The organism is Nocardioides sp. (genome assembly GCF_036401255.1).
GTDB lineage: Bacteria > Actinomycetota > Actinomycetes > Propionibacteriales > Nocardioidaceae > Nocardioides.
In genome coordinates this window covers 1-16,652 of the sequence record NZ_DASWVI010000254.1, presented here as the reverse complement: position 1 = coordinate 16,652, position 16,652 = coordinate 1, and the positions used below count along the sequence as shown (strand labels likewise).

General features: G+C 72.0%; 15 protein-coding genes. 6 read left to right on the top strand and 9 right to left on the bottom strand.

Going from position 1 to position 16,652, the window contains the following annotated elements; translation table 11 throughout:
* Positions 1-1,446: FMN-binding glutamate synthase family protein (locus tag VGD85_RS11630; protein ID WP_331063605.1), on the top strand; the 1,446-nt coding region annotated here is incomplete at its 5' end.
* A gap of 10 nt (positions 1,447-1,456) precedes the next feature.
* Here VGD85_RS11630 and VGD85_RS11625 read toward each other — a convergent pair.
* The 4 genes from VGD85_RS11625 to VGD85_RS11610 form a co-directional block, all read right to left on the bottom strand.
* Positions 1,457-2,749 carry a hypothetical protein gene (locus VGD85_RS11625; RefSeq protein WP_331063604.1) on the bottom strand — a complete coding sequence of 431 codons (1,293 nt, stop codon included), beginning with the start codon at positions 2,747-2,749 and terminating at the stop codon, positions 1,457-1,459.
* Positions 2,750-2,828: 79 nt separating this feature from the next.
* Complete coding sequence (locus tag VGD85_RS11620) at positions 2,829-3,200, bottom strand: glyoxalase superfamily protein (protein ID WP_331063603.1); 372 nt, start codon at positions 3,198-3,200, stop codon at positions 2,829-2,831.
* A 39-nt stretch (positions 3,201-3,239) separates the two neighbouring features.
* Complete coding sequence (locus VGD85_RS11615; RefSeq protein ID WP_331063602.1) at positions 3,240-3,671, bottom strand: nucleoside deaminase; 432 nt, start codon at positions 3,669-3,671, stop codon at positions 3,240-3,242.
* 23 nt (positions 3,672-3,694) lie between these two features.
* A complete protein-coding gene (locus VGD85_RS11610; protein WP_331063601.1) occupies positions 3,695-4,180 on the bottom strand; it encodes a tRNA adenosine deaminase-associated protein in 486 nt (161 codons plus the stop codon).
* Between the two features lie 97 nt (positions 4,181-4,277).
* Between VGD85_RS11610 and upp the strand changes: the two genes are divergently transcribed.
* Positions 4,278-4,919 carry a uracil phosphoribosyltransferase gene (gene upp / locus VGD85_RS11605; RefSeq protein WP_331063600.1) on the top strand — a complete coding sequence of 214 codons (642 nt, stop codon included), beginning with the start codon at positions 4,278-4,280 and terminating at the stop codon, positions 4,917-4,919.
* Positions 4,920-5,063: 144 nt separating this feature from the next.
* On the opposite strand, the gene VGD85_RS11600 is transcribed toward upp, so the two are convergent.
* Positions 5,064-5,234: a hypothetical protein gene (locus tag VGD85_RS11600; protein ID WP_331063599.1), complete on the bottom strand. Its 171-nt coding sequence runs from the start codon at positions 5,232-5,234 to the stop codon at positions 5,064-5,066.
* A gap of 101 nt (positions 5,235-5,335) precedes the next feature.
* Between VGD85_RS11600 and VGD85_RS11595 the strand changes: the two genes are divergently transcribed.
* On the top strand, positions 5,336-6,085 hold the full coding sequence (locus VGD85_RS11595) for a GTP pyrophosphokinase family protein (protein ID WP_331063598.1): 750 nt from the start codon (positions 5,336-5,338) through the stop codon (positions 6,083-6,085).
* Positions 6,086-6,092: 7 nt separating this feature from the next.
* Here the strand turns inward: VGD85_RS11595 and thpR are convergent, their stop codons facing one another.
* The 4 genes from thpR to VGD85_RS11575 form a co-directional block, all read right to left on the bottom strand.
* The gene (gene thpR / locus VGD85_RS11590) at positions 6,093-6,656 is read right to left on the bottom strand and encodes an RNA 2',3'-cyclic phosphodiesterase (protein ID WP_331063597.1); all 564 of its coding nucleotides are present in this window, start codon (positions 6,654-6,656) and stop codon (positions 6,093-6,095) included.
* A 24-nt stretch (positions 6,657-6,680) separates the two neighbouring features.
* A complete protein-coding gene (locus VGD85_RS11585) occupies positions 6,681-7,415 on the bottom strand; it encodes a VIT family protein (RefSeq protein ID WP_331063596.1) in 735 nt (244 codons plus the stop codon).
* Positions 7,416-7,491: 76 nt separating this feature from the next.
* Entirely contained in the window at positions 7,492-8,637 is a 1,146-nt protein-coding gene (locus VGD85_RS11580; protein WP_331063595.1) for an acyl-CoA dehydrogenase family protein, read from the bottom strand.
* A gap of 22 nt (positions 8,638-8,659) precedes the next feature.
* Positions 8,660-10,108: an MDR family MFS transporter gene (locus VGD85_RS11575; protein ID WP_331063594.1), complete on the bottom strand. Its 1,449-nt coding sequence runs from the start codon at positions 10,106-10,108 to the stop codon at positions 8,660-8,662.
* A gap of 182 nt (positions 10,109-10,290) precedes the next feature.
* Between VGD85_RS11575 and glgX the strand changes: the two genes are divergently transcribed.
* Genes glgX through treZ form a run of 3 tightly spaced genes read left to right on the top strand, consistent with a single transcriptional unit; the run spans position 10,291 to position 16,518 of the window.
* Positions 10,291-12,465, top strand: coding sequence for a glycogen debranching protein GlgX (gene glgX, locus VGD85_RS11570; RefSeq protein ID WP_331063593.1), 2,175 nt, complete (start codon positions 10,291-10,293; stop codon positions 12,463-12,465).
* A 4-nt stretch (positions 12,466-12,469) separates the two neighbouring features.
* Positions 12,470-14,782 (top strand): malto-oligosyltrehalose synthase, encoded by a 2,313-nt coding sequence (gene treY / locus VGD85_RS11565; protein ID WP_331063592.1) that lies wholly within the window; start codon positions 12,470-12,472, stop codon positions 14,780-14,782.
* A complete protein-coding gene (gene treZ, locus VGD85_RS11560) occupies positions 14,779-16,518 on the top strand; it encodes a malto-oligosyltrehalose trehalohydrolase (RefSeq protein WP_331063591.1) in 1,740 nt (579 codons plus the stop codon). The genes treY and treZ overlap by 4 nt, the downstream gene beginning before the upstream one ends.
* Positions 16,519-16,652 lie beyond the last annotated feature (134 nt).

Below are 16,652 nucleotides of genomic sequence, written 5' to 3'. Positions count from 1 at the left end.
GAGCGGCCGTTCAGCCGCGACCAGCGCCGCTGGGTGTACTCCTCGGCCAAGCTGCAGAACAACTACTTCGGGTTCGGCACCGACAACGACCTCGAGCACAGCTCCGGCAACGTGATCGTCCACCACCGGACGTTCGGGCGGTCCTACCCGACGCACGGCGCGGTCGGCCAGGAGGCGCGGTTGCCGTCGGCGAAGGTCCTCGGCGGACCGCGCGGGCGGCGGCTGGCGTTCCGCCCCGCGTCGGTGGTCAACGTGTCCGGCATGAGCTTCGGGTCGCTGTCGGGCAACGCGGTCGAGGCGATCAACCGGGGAGCGGCCGAGGCCGGCTGCCTGCACAACACCGGGGAGGGTGCGGTCTCGCCGTACCATCGCCAGGGCGCGGACCTGGTGTTCCAGATCGGTACGGCGTACTTCGGCTGCCGCGACGAGCAGGGCCGGTTCAGCCTGCCGCGGCTGCGCGAGCTCGTGGCGTCGGCGCCGATCCGGGCACTGGAGATCAAGCTCAGCCAGGGCGCCAAGCCCGGCCTCGGTGGCGTGCTCCCGGGCGCCAAGGTCTCCGCGGAGATCGCCGAGACCCGCGGCGTCCCGGCCGGTGTCGACTGCCTGAGCCCGTCGCGGCACTCGGAGTTCGACGACGTCGACTCGCTGCTGGACTTCGTCGAGCTGCTAGCCGACGAGACCGGCCTGCCGGTCGGGATCAAGTCGGCGGTCGGCGACCTCGGCTTCTGGCGGGACCTGACCGACGAGATGGCCAAGGGCGAGCGCGGCGTCGACTTCGTGACGATCGACGGCGGCGAGGGCGGCACCGGTGCCTCTCCGCTGATCTTCACCGACGCGGTGTCGTTGCCGTTCCGGCTCGGCTTCGCACGCGTGTACGCCGAGTTCGCGCGCCGCGGCCTCCACGAGGACGTGACGTTCATCGGCTCGGGCAAGCTCGGGCTGCCCGACAACGCGGTCGTCGCGTTCGCGCTCGGTGCCGACCTGGTCAACGTGGCCCGCGAGGCGATGCTCGCGGTGGGCTGCGTGCAGGCCCAGAAGTGCCACACCGGCGAGTGCCCGACCGGCGTGGCCACCCAGCACCCCTGGCTGGCCCACGGCCTGGACCCCCACGACAAGGCGCCCCGGGTCGCGAACTACGTCCGGACGCTGCGCCGCGACCTGCTCAAGGTCTCCGAGACCTGCGGGGTGGAGCACCCCGGCCTGATCGGGCCGCACGACGTGGAGATCCTCGACAACCTCGCCGACGGCCGGCTCCTCGACGAGGTCTACGGCTACGAGCCCGGCTGGGGCTTCCCGTCGGCCCGTGACCGGCGGGAGATCGCCGCGATCATGGCCGCCACCGACGAGGCCGAGACCCGCACCGAGGGCCCCCCGGAGACCGCGGAGGAGGGCGAACCGGGCACCGAGCACGCCGGCGCCGGCGGCGCGGAGTCCGTCGACGTCTGAGTGGGCCGGTTCATCGCCCCTGGACGTGGCGGACCGTGCCGACGGTCAGGAGTCCGATCTTGGTGTGGACGTGGTAGACCAGCACGTTGTAGGGCACGCGGATGGTGCCGGTGCGGTGCGGCCGCACCCTGAGGTGCCGCCAGTCGAGGTCCACTGCTCCGCCCCGGACGTAACGCACGTTGATCGTGCGGTAGCCGCGGTTGCGCACCCGCACGAGGCCGGGCCGGCCGTCGACCCGGTCGACGAGCGGGCGCGGGAAGTCCCGGACGGTCACCGTCAGGATCCCGGGCGTGAGCTGCTCGCGGTCGCAGGCGTAGTAGCGCACGTCGTAGGTCCCGCCGGGGGTCTGCCTCGTGGCGACGTCGATGACCTGCCGCCGGTCGCTCGCGTCACCGACCCACGTCGGGAGCGGCGGGACGGCCGGCCCGAGCCTCATCGGCGGCGGGTCGACGCGGCAGATCTGCAGGTCCTCGGGGTGGTCGTCACTGTCGTTGGCGAGCACGTCGACCCGGGCACGGCCGTTGTACTCGAGCGTGAGGTGGTCGGGCCCGACTGCGGGGGGCGTCGTGTCGACCGCCTCGGAGCCGGGCAGGTCGGCGCCTGACTCGGCGGACTGCGCGGACGGGTCGGACGGCGCGGCACCCGCGGCACCCACGGCCGGGATGGTCCCGGAGTCGAGGGTCGGGTTGTCCCGATTCCCGATCCAGGCACCGGCCGTCCAGTCGACCGCGTCCGCGCCGACCTCCACCTGCCGGGTCTCGCCCGCCGGGATGGACAGCCGGTCGGAGTCGCCGTCGGCGCCGTGCCAGGTGATCACGATCGAGCCGTCCAGCGGGTTCGTGAACAGCGCCGACGTGGGTGCGCCCGGGACGCGCTCCGCCCCGACGCGGCGCACCGACAGGGTCAGCGTCGCCCACGCGGTGTGGTGCCGGTCGCACGCGGCGTACGCGATCGTGCGCTCGCCGACCGGGAGCGGCGCGGTGGTCCGGATGTCCAGGTACGTCGAGTCGGGGAAGAGGATCGGGTCCGAGGGCTCGGTGTCGTACCACGTGATGCTCGCGTCGAGGCCGTCACCCACCGGGTCGAACCGGCACACCTGCAGGTCCGCGCCCGCGGGGTCGCCACCGCCGTCGTTGGCCAGCACGTCGACCCGGTAGCGGATCATCGGCGTGATCACGAGGACGTCGTCCGCGGCCACCGGCGCCGGGTCGGGCTCGGCGGGCGCCGCGCCGGCCGGGACCGACGCCGCCACGGCGACCGCCAACGCGACCAGCAAGGTGCCCAGTCCACGCGTCCGCCGCATCGTTCCTCCCGAGGTCCGGTCCCATCGACTGTAGGACGAACGAGGGGCGATGTCGCCGGGTCCGGGCCGGAACGTGACGTCAGGCCGGTCGGATGATCTGCTGCAGCGCCCACCGGTTGCCGTCGGGGTCCTGGAAGTACACGAACCGGCCCCACGGCTGCTCGTCGACGCCCTCGCACTCCACGCCCCGCTCCCGCAGCTCCGCCAAAGCGGCGTCGGCGTCGGCGACCACGACCTGGATGAACTGCGAGGAGCCCCGCGGCATCATGTCGAGCCCGATGCCGAAGCAGATGGAGCAGGCCGAGCCCGGGGGCGTCACCTGCACGAACCGCAGGTCGGACGAGACCGTCTGGTCATGGTCGACGCTCCAGCCCAGCGCGTCGCCGTAGAAGCCGCGGGCCCGATCGACGTCGGTGACCGCCAGGGGGATGAGCTCGATCTTGTAGTCCATGCGACGACGGTACGAGCCGTAGAGGCCAGATCCTGACCGCTATCGCTGAGCGGCGAAGAACTCCTCCAGGAGCACCGCGGACTCCTCGGCGAGCACCCCGCCGACCACCTCGGGCCGGTGGTTGAGCCGCCGGTCGCGGACCACGTCCCAGAGGCTGCCGACGGCGCCGGCCTTGGGGTCCCAGGCGCCGAAGACGACCCGTTCGACCCGGCTCAGGACCGCCGCACCGGCGCACATCGTGCACGGCTCGAGCGTGACGACCAGCGTGTGGCCGTCCAGGCGCCACTCGCCCCGGGCCCGGGCGGCGTCGCGGAGGGCGACCACCTCGGCGTGCCCGGTCGGGTCGCCGGCGGCCTCGCGGACGTTGCGGCCGCGCGCGACCGGCGTACCGTCCGGGCCGAGCACGACCGCGCCGATCGGCACGTCGCCGGTCGTCAGCGCGGCGCGCGCCTCGTCGAGAGCGGCGCGCATCGCGCCCTCCCACCGGCCGGTGGTCACGCGGAGGTGAGGCCGACCGCGTCGTCGAACTGCTCCCCGAAGCCGAGCCGGCGCGCGACGTCGGAGAGCATCTCGTCGGGGTAGAGGTCGACGTCGTCGAGCAGCACGCCCATGTCCATCGCGTGCATGCCGAGGTCACCGAGCAGGTCGAGGTCGCCCGCGGGCAGCTGGTCGTCCTCGTCCTCGGGCATCGGGAGGCCGAGGAACGCCACGGCCGAGGCCGCGAGCTCCCACTCGTCGGCGGCGGTGATGTCGGAGAGCAGCACCCGCGTGGACGGACCCGCGACCCGCACCAGGACGAAGTAGTCCTCGTCGGCGGCCACCATGCCCACGGCGCCGCCGTCACCCGGGAACCGCCGCAGCGCGGCGGCGAACGTGTCGATCTCCTCGATCACGTCGTGGGCCAGCTCCTGGACGGTCCACGCACCGTCCTCGCGGTAGGCGGCGAGGGCGAAGTCGATCCCGTCGAGCTGCTCGACCATCTCCAACCTCCGTCCCGTGTCGGTCCCGCCCTCCAGACTGGCAGACCGGGAGGACGCGGCCAAGCCCTTTGCCGTTGAACCCACTAGGGTCTGGGACATGCGCACGCACGTCGTCGACCACCCGCTCGTCGCCCACAAGCTCACCCACCTGCGCAACGAGGAGACCGACTCGCCGACGTTCCGCCGGCTGGCCGACGAGCTGGTCACCCTGCTCGCCTACGAGGCCACCCGCGACGTGCGGGTCGCGCCCATCGACGTCGTCACGCCGGTCGCGCCGACCACCGGCGTCCAGCTCGCGAAGCCCCGCCCGCTGGTGGTGCCGATCCTGCGGGCCGGCCTCGGGATGCTCGACGGGATGATGCGGCTGCTGCCGACCGCCGAGGTGGGCTTCCTGGGGATGGTCCGCAACGAGGACACGCTCGAGGCCTCGACGTACGCCGAGCGCCTCCCCGACGACCTGTCCGGGCGCCAGTGCTACGTCCTGGACCCGATGCTGGCCACCGGCGGCACGCTCGCCGCGGCGATCCGGTTCCTCACCGACCGCGGCGCCGACCACATCACCGCGATCTGCCTGCTCGCCGCCCCCGAGGGCTGCGCGCGTCTCGAGCGCGAGCTCGAGGGTCTCGACGTGCCGGTCACCGTCGTCACCGCCGCGATGGACGAGCGGCTCAACGACAAGGGCTACATCGTCCCCGGCCTCGGCGACGCCGGCGACCGGCTCTACGGCATCGTCGGCTGAGCGCCGACCCTCGCACTGTAACGCCCGTTTACCCTGACCTCCCACCCCGCTGCAACACGGGTAGGAGTTGGGGTAACACGGCGTTACAGCTGGACGGCGACCGGTTGCTGAGTCCCAGCCTTCGCAGGCTCAGGCTGGGGCAGCTCACCCCACGAAGATCGGCACCTTCCCGGTCGCGATCAGCACCAGCAGCACCACCACGAGCAGGCCGAGGACGGCGTAGGTCCACTCCTTGCTGACCCGGGTCTCGTCGGACTCCGGGGCGTCGTAGCGGTGCCCGTCGGGCCGGCCCAGGCGCTCGTCGTCGTCACTCATGCCCGGTCAACGACGCGGACGCGGAGACGTCCCGGGTGACTGCGGCCACCCGCGGCCGGACCCCGTCGTCGGCGCCACACCCACGTCCGTACGCTGGACGGGTGACCGAGGCGGGCACCGGCCAGGGCGGCGAGGACTTCCGGCGGTTCATGCTCGAGCACCGGTTCGGGATGGACGAGATCGTCACCAAGCTCAACATCCTGCGCGACGAGTTCGCCCACCTGCACGACTACAACCCGATCGAGTCGGTGATCTCGCGGCTGAAGTCCCCCGAGAGCCTCGTGGAGAAGCTCCAGCGCAAGGGGCTCGCCGTGGATCGGCAGCCCACGTTCGACGAGATCCGGGCGGCGATCACCGACATCGCGGGCGTGCGCGTCGTGTGCAGCTTCGTCTCCGACGTCTACCGCGTCTTCGACATGCTCGTGGACCAGGGGGACGTCTCGACGGTCGAGGTGCGCGACTACATCGCCCACCCCAAGCCCAACGGCTACCGCAGCCTGCACGCGCTCGTCCAGGTGCCGGTGTTCCTCTCCGAGGGCCCGGTGCCGGTGCTCGTCGAGGCGCAGTTCCGCACCGTCGCGATGGACTTCTGGGCCAGCCTGGAGCACAAGATCTACTACAAGTACCGCCGCGAGGTGCCGGCCGAGCTGCTCGAGCGGCTGCACGAGGCCGCCGAGACCGCCTACGCCCTCGACACCACCATGGAGCGGCTGCACGAGGAGGTGCGCGGGCTCGACCCGCTGCCGGACGACGTGGTCGGGCAGCTGCGTGACGGCGGCGAGCGTCCCGACGCCGCCCTGCTCGACGCCCTGCGCCGCCTCGGCGCGGCGCCCGACCAGCGGCAGCACTGACGCAGCGCTAGCCCAGGGGGAGCTCGGCGACGGTCTCGTAGCGCGGCCGCCCCCGCGGGCCCTCGCCGAGGTACGACGCCACCAGCTCGATCCGGTCGGCGCGCCACGCGGGTCCGGCGTACGCACCGAGGAGCCGCACCCAGCCGGTCACCTCGGTGGGGTGCGCGATCCGGGCGAGCGTGACGTGCGGGCGGAAGCGCTGCCCGTCGACCGGCACACCCGCGCGGTTCGCGGCGGCGCGGCAGCCGGTGGCGAGCCGGTCGAGCTCGGTGCGGCCGTGGTCGTCGAGGTCGAGGCCGGCCCAGAGCACCCGGGCCCGGCCGACGTTCGGGAACGCGCCACCGCCGGCGACCGCGGTGTCGAACGGCGTACGTCGCGCCGCGGCGCGGGCCAGCCGCTCGATCAGGTCGTCGAGGCGGCGCTCCTCGACCTCGGCCAGGAACGCCAGCGTCACGTGGAGCTGGTCGGTGCCCGCCCACCGGAACGCGGCGGCCGAGCGCCGCGGCTCGAGGAACTCCTCGAGGTGCTCGATCGCCTCCTCCGGAGGCACGAGCGCCACGAACATCCGCATCCGGTCAACCTACGTCGACGTGGGTCAGCCGATCTGGGTGCCGAGGGCCGCGCCGATGGCGTAGGTGACCGCCATCGCGAACAACCCGCCCGCGACGTTGCGGGCGACCGCCCGCGGCGGACTGCTGTAGCCCAGCCGGGCGCTGACCCAGCCGGTGAGCGCGAGCGCCACGACCACGACCACGACGGTGACCGCCACGCCGGCGCTGTCGGCGACCAGCACCATGCTCAGCAGTGGCAGCAGCGCACCGATCGTGAACGACAGCATCGAGGCCCAGGCGGCGTGCCAGGGGCTCGAGATGTCGTCGGGGTCGATGCCGAGCTCGACCTCGGCGTGCGCCGCCAGCGCGTCCTGGGCGGTCAGCACCGTCGCGACCTCGAGCGCGAGCTCGTCGGAGAGCCCCTTGGCGGCGTACAGGCCGGCGAGCTCGGCGAGCTCCTCCTCGGGCTCCTCGCGCAGCTCGCGCCGCTCCTTCTCCAGCAGCGCGAGCTCGGAGTCGCGCTGGGTGCTGACCGAGACGTACTCGCCCGCGCCCATGCTCATCGCGCCCGCCGCCAGGCCCGCGACACCGGCGATCATGATCGCGTTGTGGTCGCTGGTGGCGCCGGCCGCGCCGATCACGATGCCGGCCGTCGAGACGATGCCGTCGTTGGCGCCGAGGACCGCCGCACGCAGCCAGTTCAGGCGGTTGTTGAACCCGCGAGGGTGCGGCTCGTCCTCGTGCGGCCCCAGGCGGGGCGCGACATCGCTCGCGGTCATGGGCTCAATCCAACGCGGCGAGCCAGACCCTCGCAAGCAAGGATTGCCTGGGCTCACCGGCCGATCGCGGCGACCCTCACAGGCCGAGGTCGCGCCCGATCAGCTCCTTCATGATCTCGTTGGAGCCGGCCCAGATCTTCGAGACCCGGGCGTCTCGCCAGGCGCGGGCGACGCGGTACTCGTTCATGTAGCCGTAGCCGCCGTGCAGCTGCACGCAGTGGTCGAGCACCTCGTTCTGCACCTGCGAGCTCCACCACTTGGCCTTGGCGGCGTCGACCGCCGTCAGCTCGCCCGCGTCGTGCGCGACGACACACCGGTCGATGTAGGCCTCGGTGACCTCGATCTGGGTGAACAGCTCGGCGAGCAGGAACTTGTTGTGCTGGAAGGAGCCGATGCCCTGGCCGAACGCCTTGCGGTCCTTGGTGTACTGCAGCGTCTCGACCAGGATCTGCTTGGCGTGCGCGACGTTGGAGATCGCACAGCCCAGGCGCTCCTGGGGCAGCTTCTGCATCATGTGGATGAACCCGCCGTCGAGCTCGCCGACGATCTCGGCGTCGGTGACCCGGACGTTCTCGAGGAAGAGCTCGGCGGTGTCGGACTCGTCCTGGCCGACCTTGTCGAGCTTGCGGCCGCGGCTGAAGCCGGGCGCCGACGCGTCGACGGCGAACAGCGTGATGCCGCGGGCCTTCTTCTCCGGCGAGGTGCGCGCCGCGATGATCACCAGGTCGGCGGAGTAGCCGTTGGTGATGAACGTCTTGGACCCGTTGAGCACCCACGCGTCGCCGTCCTTGACGGCCGTGGTCTTGAGCGCGGCCAGGTCGGACCCGCCGGACGGCTCGGTCATCCCGATGGCGAGCAGGATCTCGCCCGCGGCCACGCCCGGCAGCCAGCGCTGCTTCTGCTCCTCGGTGCCGAGCTCGACGAGGTACGGCGCGGTGATGTCGGCGTGGATGCCCACGCACGAGCCGAGCGCGGCGTTGACCTTGTTGAGCTCCTCGAGCAGCACCGCGTTGAAGCGGTAGTCGCCCGCCTCGGCCCCGCCGTACTGCTCGGGGATCTCGAGGCCGAGGAAGCCCTGCTTGCCCGCCTCGAGCCAGAACTCGCGCGGGATCGCCTTGTCGGCAGCGTGCTGCTCGACCTGGGGGATGACCGACCGCTCGAGGAACTCGCGCACCGAGGCGCGGAACGCCTCGTGGTCCTCGTCGTAGATGCTCCGCTTCATGGCGGGCATCCTACGTCGCGGACTACTGGTCGGTAACCGGCTCCACCACCCGCCGAGACATCACGGCCGAGACGGCGACCAGCGAGACCGCGGCGACCGCCGACGCGACGAAGACCGCGTGCACCGCCGGGTGCAGCACCCCCGGTGTGAGGTGCTCGAGGTCGGGGACCCCGCGACCGATCCGTGAGGCGACCACGCCGTTGGCGATGGCGCCGAACACCGCGACGCCGACCGCGCTGCCGACCGACCGCGCGAACATCGTGGTGCCGGTCGCGACCCCCCGGTGCCCCCAGGTGACCGAGGACTGGGCGGCGATCACCGACGGGCTCGCGACCAGCCCGAAGCCGATGCCCATCACGAAGCACGCTGCCGCCAGGTGGAGGATCGAGCTGTCCGGGCCGATCGTCACGAGCAGGCTCGTGCCTGCAAGGCTGATCGCACTGCCGATGAGCATCGTCCTGCGGAACCCGATCGAGAGGTAGAGCCGGCCCGCGTTGGAGGCTGCGATCGGCCAGCCCAGCGTCATCGCCGCGAGGGCGAAGCCCGCGACCACCGCCCCGTGGCCGAGCACGGTCTGGGCATAGAGCGGGACGTACGTCGAGAGCCCCATGATCAGCACGCCGACCACGAGCGAGGCGAGCATCGCGGAGATCAGCACCCGGTGGCGGAACACCCACAGCGGCAGCACGGGCTCCGCGGCGCGGCGCTCCACGAGGACGAACGTCGCCAGCAGGACGCCGGCCACCGCGAACAGCCCGATGCTCATGCTCGACGACCAGGCCCAGCGGATGCCACCCTCCAGCAGCGCCAGCAGGAGCAGGAGGCCGCCGGCGGTGAGGAGCACGGAGCCGGCGACGTCGATGCGGTGCCGCTCCCGGGCGACGTCCTCGGAGAAGTGGCGCAGGAGCATCCACCCGGCGGCGACACCGAGCGGGAGGTTGACGAAGAAGATCCACCGCCACGAGAGGTAGTCGGCGAAGACCCCGCCCAAGGTGGGGCCGACGACCGCGGAGATCGCCCAGACGCTGGCGAGGTAGCCCTGCACCTTGGCCCGCTCGGCGATCGAGTAGATGTCGCCGACGATCGTCATGCCGACCGGCTGGACGGCCCCGGCTCCCAGACCCTGGACGGCCCGGAACGCGATCAGCGCGCCCATCCCCCACGCCAGACCGCACAGCAGCGAGCCGAGCAGGAACAACGCCACGCCGACGAGCATCACCGGCTTGCGGCCCACCTGGTCGGCGAGCTTGGCGTAGACCGGCACGGACACGGCCTGGGCGAGCAGGTAGACCGAGAACAACCAGGGGAACTGGGTGAAGCCACCGAGGTCCGCCACCACCGCGGGGACGGCGGTGGCCAGGATCGTGGAGTCGATCGCGACCAGCCCGATGCTCAGCATCACCGCGAGCAGCACCGGTCCCCGCTCGCTGCGCAGGCCCACACTGGCACGGGTCACGTCGGGGGCTGCCACGACGATCCGCAACCCCGGCGTACGCCGCGGCATTCCCGGCCGGCCCGGTGCGCCGCGCGGTTCGCCCGGGGTGTCGCTGGGTACCCCCGGTTCGGAATACTCGACCGACGCAGGGGTGTGCTTTGATCGTTCCAACCGCCGACCAGGTGGACGACCGGGTTGACGAGCAGGTGGAGGGTGGCATGGAGGTCTGGCCGGGACGCGCCTACCCGCTCGGAGCGACGTTCGACGGCAGCGGCACCAACTTCGCCCTCTTCAGCGAGGTCGCCGAGCGCGTCGAGCTCTGCCTGTTCGACACCGACGAGGGAGAGCTCCGCGAGACCCGGGTCGAGCTCACCGAGGTCGACGCGTACGTCTGGCACTGCTACCTGCCCGCCGTGCAACCCGGGCAGCGTTACGGCTACCGCGTGCACGGGCCCTGGGACCCCGAGAACGGCCAGCGGTGCAACCCCAGCAAGCTGCTGCTCGACCCCTACGCCAAGGCGACCGCCGGCGAGATCGACTGGGACCAGAGCCTGTTCTCCTACACCTTCGGCGACCCGGACTCCCGCAACGACGACGACTCCGCGGCCCACATGACGCACGGCGTGGTGATCAACCCGTTCTTCGACTGGGAGGGCGACCGGCGTCTCGACTACCCCTACAACGAGTCGATCATCTACGAGGCCCACGTCAAGGGCCTGACCCAGCTGCACCCCGACATCCCCGAGGAGATGCGCGGGACGTACGCCGCCCTCGCGCACCCGGCGATCGTCGAGCACCTGACCAAGCTCGGCGTCACCGCGATCGAGCTGATGCCGGTGCACCAGTTCGTCCAGGACAGCACGCTGCTCGAGAAGGGTCTGCGCAACTACTGGGGCTACAACACCCTCGGGTTCTTCGCGCCGCACGCCGACTACGCCGCCACCGGTCAGCCGGGCCAGCAGGTGCAGGAGTTCAAGTCGATGGTCAAGGCGCTGCACGCCGCGGGCATCGAGGTGATCCTCGACGTGGTCTACAACCACACCGCGGAGGGCAACCACCTCGGGCCGACGCTGAGCTTCAAGGGCATCGACAACGCGGCGTACTACCGCGTCGTCGAGGACGACCAGCGCTACTACATGGACTACACCGGCACCGGCAACAGCCTCAACGTCCGGCATCCGCACTCCCTGCAGCTGATCATGGACTCCCTGCGCTACTGGGTCACCGAGATGCACGTCGACGGCTTCCGCTTCGACCTCGCCTCGACGCTGGCGCGCGAGTTCTACGACGTCGACCGGCTCTCGACGTTCTTCGAGCTCGTGCAGCAGGATCCGGTCGTCAGCCAGGTCAAGCTGATCGCCGAGCCCTGGGACATCGGCCCCGGCGGCTACCAGGTCGGCGGCTTCCCCCCGCAGTGGACCGAGTGGAACGGCAAGTACCGCGACACCGTCCGCGACTTCTGGCGCGGCGAACCCTCGCTCGGCGAGTTCGCCTCGCGACTCGCCGGGTCGGCCGACCTCTACGAGCACTCCGGGCGCCGCCCCGTGGCGAGCATCAACTTCGTCACCGCCCACGACGGCTTCACGCTGCGCGACCTGGTCTCCTACAACGAGAAGCACAACGAGGCCAACGGCGAGGGCAACGCCGACGGCGAGAGCCACAACCGCTCGTGGAACCACGGCGTCGAGGGACCGACCGACGACCCCGAGATCCTCGCGTTCCGCGCCCGCGAGCAGCGCAACTTCATCGCGACGCTGCTGCTGAGCCAGGGCGTCCCGATGCTGCTGCACGGCGACGAGATGGGCCGCACCCAGGACGGCAACAACAACACCTACGCCCAGGACTCCGAGATCAGCTGGGTGCACTGGGACGAGGCCGACCGGCCGCTCGTCGAGTTCACGGCCGCACTGGCCCGGCTGCGCCGCGAGCACCCGACGTTCCGCCGCAAGCGGTTCTTCACCGGCGGCACCGTCCGCGTCCCCGACGGGGGCGACGGCGACCGGCTCAACGACATCGTCTGGCTGCACCTCGACGGCCGGCCGATGGAGGACGAGGACTGGGACAATGGCGCGCAGGCGTTGGGGATGTACCTCAACGGCCACGGCATCGCGGGCGTCGACGACCGCGGCGACCCGATCGTGGACGACCACTTCCTGCTGTACTTCAACGCCGACGGACCGGCCGAGGTGACCCTGCCGCCCGACGAGTACGCCGACGCCTGGGACGTCGTCGTCGACACCGGGGGCTCGGCCGACGAGCGGCCGGCGTACGCCGCGGGCTCGACGTACTCCATGACCTCGCGCAGCGTGATCGTGCTCCGCGAGCACCAGGAGCCCGAGGCCGAGCCCGACCACTCGGTGGCCGCGTCGGTCGCCCAGGCCCGCCGCGCCTGAGCCGGTGCCCGACCCGATGCGGACCCCCGTCAGCACCTACCGGCTGCAGATCACCGCCGACTTCGACCTGTTCGAGGCCGCGCGGCGGCTGCCGTACCTGCACGCCCTGGGCGTCGACTGGGTGTACCTCTCGCCGATCCTCGCGGCCGAGCCCGGCAGCAGCCACGGCTACGACGTCGTCGCGTTCGACCACATCGACGCCTCCCGCGGTGGCGCGGAGGGGCTCGCCGCGGTGTCGGCCGAGGCCCGACGTCTGGGCATGGGCGTGCTGGTCGACATCGTCCCCAACCACGTCGGCGTCGCGACCCCGGCCGAGAACGCCTGGTGGTGGGACCTGCTGCGGCACGGTCGCGACTCGGCGTACGCCGACGCGTTCGACGTCGACTGGGACGCCGGCGACGGCAAGGTGCTGATCCCGGTGGTCGGCGACGGCGACGAGAGCTCGATCCGCGTCGAGGGTGGCGAGCTGCGCTACCACGACCATCGCTTCCCACTCGCGCCCGGCACCTCGACCCACGAGGAGCAGCACTACCGGCTCGTCTCGTGGCGCGACGCCGACGACCGGCTCAACTACCGCCGGTTCTTCGCGGTCAACACCCTGGCCGGGGTGCGGGTCGAGGACCCGGAGGTGTTCGCTCGCTCGCACGCCGAGATCAAGCGCTGGTTCGACAAGGGACTCGTCGACGGGCTGCGGGTCGACCACCCTGACGGCCTGCGCGACCCGCAGGGCTACCTCGACGACCTCGCCGAGCTCACCGGCGGTGCCTACGTGCTCGTGGAGAAGATCCTCGAGCCCGGTGAGTCGCTGCCCATCACGTGGGCGACCCAGGGGACGACGGGATACGACGCGCTCGCCTTCATCGACCGGGTCCTCACCGACCCCGCGGGCCAGGCGCCGCTCGACGCACTCGAGGCGCGGCTGCGCGGCGGCCGGATCGACTGGACCGAGATGATCCGCGGCACCAAGCGGGCCGTGGCCGACGGCATCCTGCAGTCGGAGGTGCGCCGCATCGTCCGCGAGGCGGAAGCCCATCTCGGTGGTCGAGTAGCCGCCGAGGAACGAGGCGGCGTATCGAGACCCTCGACGGTCAGCCTCCGCGACGCCGTGGCCGAGCTGCTCGCCTGCTTCCCCGTCTATCGCTCCTACCTGCCCGAGGGGCGCGACCACCTCGAGGAGGCGTTCGCCCACGCCCGCCGCACGCGGCCCGACCTCGCGTCGACCTTCGACGCCCTCGAGCCCGTGCTCGCCGACCCCGCCAACCCGCCCGCGCTGAGGTTCCAGCAGACCAGCGGCATGGTGATGGCCAAGGGTGTGGAGGACTGCGCGTTCTACCGATGGTCGCGACTCACCTCGCTCAACGAGGTCGGCGGCGACCCGTCGGTCTTCGCGATCGACCCGGACGGCTTCCACGAGGCGATGGCCACCCGCCAGCGCGACTGGCCGCACGCGATGACCACGCTGTCGACCCACGACACCAAGCGCGGGGAGGACGTGCGGGCCCGGATCACCGTGCTCGCCGAGATGCCCGGCCTCTGGGAGGCCGCGCTCGATCGCCTGCTCGAGCTGGCGCCGGTGCCCGACCCCGGCTTCGGTTCGCTGCTGTGGCAGGCCGTGCTCGGCGCCTGGACGCCCGAACACCTCCCCGACCTGCCCCAGCGGCTGCACGGGTACGCCGAGAAGGCGATGCGCGAGGCCGGCGACCACACCACGTGGACCGCGCCGGATGAGGCCTACGAGTCGGCCGTGCACCGCGCCGTCGACGCGGTGTTCACCTCCGACGACGTGCGCGCCGTGCTCGCCGATCTGGCCGCCAGGATCGACGAGCCGGGACGCGCCAACGCGCTGGCCGCCAAGGTCGTGGCGATCACCATGCCGGGCGTCCCCGACGTCTACCAGGGCAGCGAGCTGTGGGAGACCAGCCTCGTCGACCCGGACAACCGGCGCCCGGTCGACTTCGACCACCGCGCCGCGGTCCTGGCCGGCGAGGACACCGACGACGCCGTCGACAAGCTGCACGTCACCTGCACCGCGCTCACCCTGCGGCGCGACCGGCCCGAGCTGTTCACGACGTACGTCGCCGTCTCCGCAACCGGCGATGCAGCCGAGCACGTGCTGGCCTTCGACCGCGGCGGGGCGATCACGGTCGCAACCAGGCTGCCGGCCGGGCTGGCTGCTCGGGGCGGCTGGGGCGACACCGAGCTGGCGCTGCCGCCCGGCGAGTGGCACGACGCCCTCACGGGCGCCCCGGCCTCGCCGCGGCTCGCCGACCTGCTCGCCACCCTGCCCGTCGCCCTGCTCGTGAAGGAGAAGCCGTGACCCGAGGACCCTTCGACGTCTGGGCGCCGCTGCCCGAGCGGCTGCGGCTCTCGGTCGCCGGCGAGACCCTCGAGATGACGAAGGGCGACGACGGCTGGTGGGCGCCCGCGGAGCCGGTGCCCACGGGCGCCGACGTCGACTACGGCTACCTGGTCGGCGACGACGACACCCCACGGCCGGACCCGCGCTCGCGCCGTCAGCCGGCCGGGGTGCACGAGCTGTCCCGGACGTTCGACCCCGCGTCGTACGTCTGGAACGACCTCACCTGGACCGGTCGGCAGCTCGCCGGATCGGTGATCTACGAGCTCCACGTCGGCACGTTCACCCCCGAGGGCACGTTCGACGCGGCGCTGGAGAAGCTCGGGCACCTGCGCGAGATCGGCGTCGACCTCGTCGAGCTGATGCCGGTCAACGCGTTCAACGGCACCCACAACTGGGGCTACGACGGCGTCGGCTGGTTCGCCGTGCACGAGCAGTACGGCGGGCCCGAGGGCTACCAGCGCTTCGTCGACGGCTGCCACGCGGCCGGGCTCGGCGTGATCCAGGACGTCGTCTACAACCACCTCGGACCGTCGGGCAACTACCTGCCGCTGTTCGCGCCGTACCTCAAGAGTGGTGCGAACACCTGGGGCGACTTCCTCAACCTCGACGGCCCCGGGTCGGAGGAGGTGCGCCGCTACATCCTCGACAACGTGCGGATGTGGCTCTCCGACTACCACGTCGACGGGCTGCGGCTCGACGCCGTGCACGCGCTCAACGACGCCGGCCACCAGCATCTGCTGGAGGAGATGGCGGTGATGGTCGACGCCCTGTCCGCCCACCAGCGCCGGCCGCTCACGCTGATCGCCGAGTCCGACCTCAACGACACCCGGCTGGTGCGCCCGCGCGAGGCCGGCGGCTACGGGCTCCACGCCCAGTGGAGCGACGACTTCCACCACGCCGTGCACGTCGCGCTCACCGGCGAGACCGAGGGCTACTACGCCGACTTCGCGCCGCTCTCGGCGCTCGCGAAGGTCTGCGAGCGCGGGTTCTTCCACGACGGCACCTGGTCGTCGTTCCGGGGCCGCACCCACGGCTTCCCCGTCGACCTGCGCTCGATGCCGGCCTGGCGGCTCGTGGTGTGCAGCCAGAACCACGACCAGATCGGCAACCGCGCCCGCGGCGACCGCATCACCGAGGTGCTCGACGACGACCAGCTCGCCTGCGCCGCCCTGCTGACGCTGTGCGGCCCGTTCACGCCGATGCTGTTCATGGGCGAGGAGTGGGCGGCCTCCACCCCGTTCCAGTTCTTCACCTCCCACCCGGAGCCCGAGCTCGGCACCGCCACCGCCGAGGGCCGGATCGCGGAGTTCGAGCGGATGGGCTGGGACCCGGCCGTCGTGCCGGACCCGCAGGACCCGGAGACCTTCCATCGCTCCAAGCTGGACTGGTCCGAGGCCACCGGCGGCCGGCACGCCCGGATCCTGGACGTGTACCGACGCCTGGCAGCGCTGCGCCGCGAGCACGAGTCGCTGACCGACCCATCGTTCGCGGCCGTCGGGTGCACGGCCGACGAGCAGACGCGGGTGTTCACGATGCGCCGCGACGAGCTCACCGTGGTGGTGAACTTCGGCGAGGCCGCGGCGACGGTCGAGACCGCCGCCGCGACGCTGCTGTTCGAGACCGGCGCCGGCGTCACGCTGGACGCCGGCCGGCTGTCGCTGCCCCCGCACGCGGGGGCGCTGGTCGGGCCCTAGGAGTCTGATGAACAATCCGCGCGGCTACGCGACGCCCGGTGGAGCGTTGGCGGCGTTCGCCTCGGTCGGAGTGACCCGCCACGCCGTTCCTCGGCCGCCTTGCCACCGCACGCACCGGACGCCGCTCGCGTTCG

Bases quoted from the DNA above. Each gene is read 5' to 3' on its own strand.
- VGD85_RS11625 (WP_331063604.1), bottom strand. From the start codon at position 2,749: ATGCGGCGGACGCGTGGACTGGGCACCTTGCTGGTCGCGTTGGCGGTC.
- VGD85_RS11620 (WP_331063603.1), bottom strand. From the start codon at position 3,200: ATGGACTACAAGATCGAGCTCATCCCCCTGGCGGTCACCGACGTCGAT.
- VGD85_RS11615 (WP_331063602.1), bottom strand. From the start codon at position 3,671: ATGCGCGCCGCTCTCGACGAGGCGCGCGCCGCGCTGACGACCGGCGAC.
- VGD85_RS11610 (WP_331063601.1), bottom strand. From the start codon at position 4,180: ATGGTCGAGCAGCTCGACGGGATCGACTTCGCCCTCGCCGCCTACCGC.
- upp (WP_331063600.1), top strand. From the start codon at position 4,278: ATGCGCACGCACGTCGTCGACCACCCGCTCGTCGCCCACAAGCTCACC.
- VGD85_RS11600 (WP_331063599.1), bottom strand. From the start codon at position 5,234: ATGAGTGACGACGACGAGCGCCTGGGCCGGCCCGACGGGCACCGCTAC.
- thpR (WP_331063597.1), bottom strand. From the start codon at position 6,656: ATGCGGATGTTCGTGGCGCTCGTGCCTCCGGAGGAGGCGATCGAGCAC.
- VGD85_RS11585 (WP_331063596.1), bottom strand. From the start codon at position 7,415: ATGACCGCGAGCGATGTCGCGCCCCGCCTGGGGCCGCACGAGGACGAG.
- VGD85_RS11580 (WP_331063595.1), bottom strand. From the start codon at position 8,637: ATGAAGCGGAGCATCTACGACGAGGACCACGAGGCGTTCCGCGCCTCG.
- glgX (WP_331063593.1), top strand. From the start codon at position 10,291: ATGGAGGTCTGGCCGGGACGCGCCTACCCGCTCGGAGCGACGTTCGAC.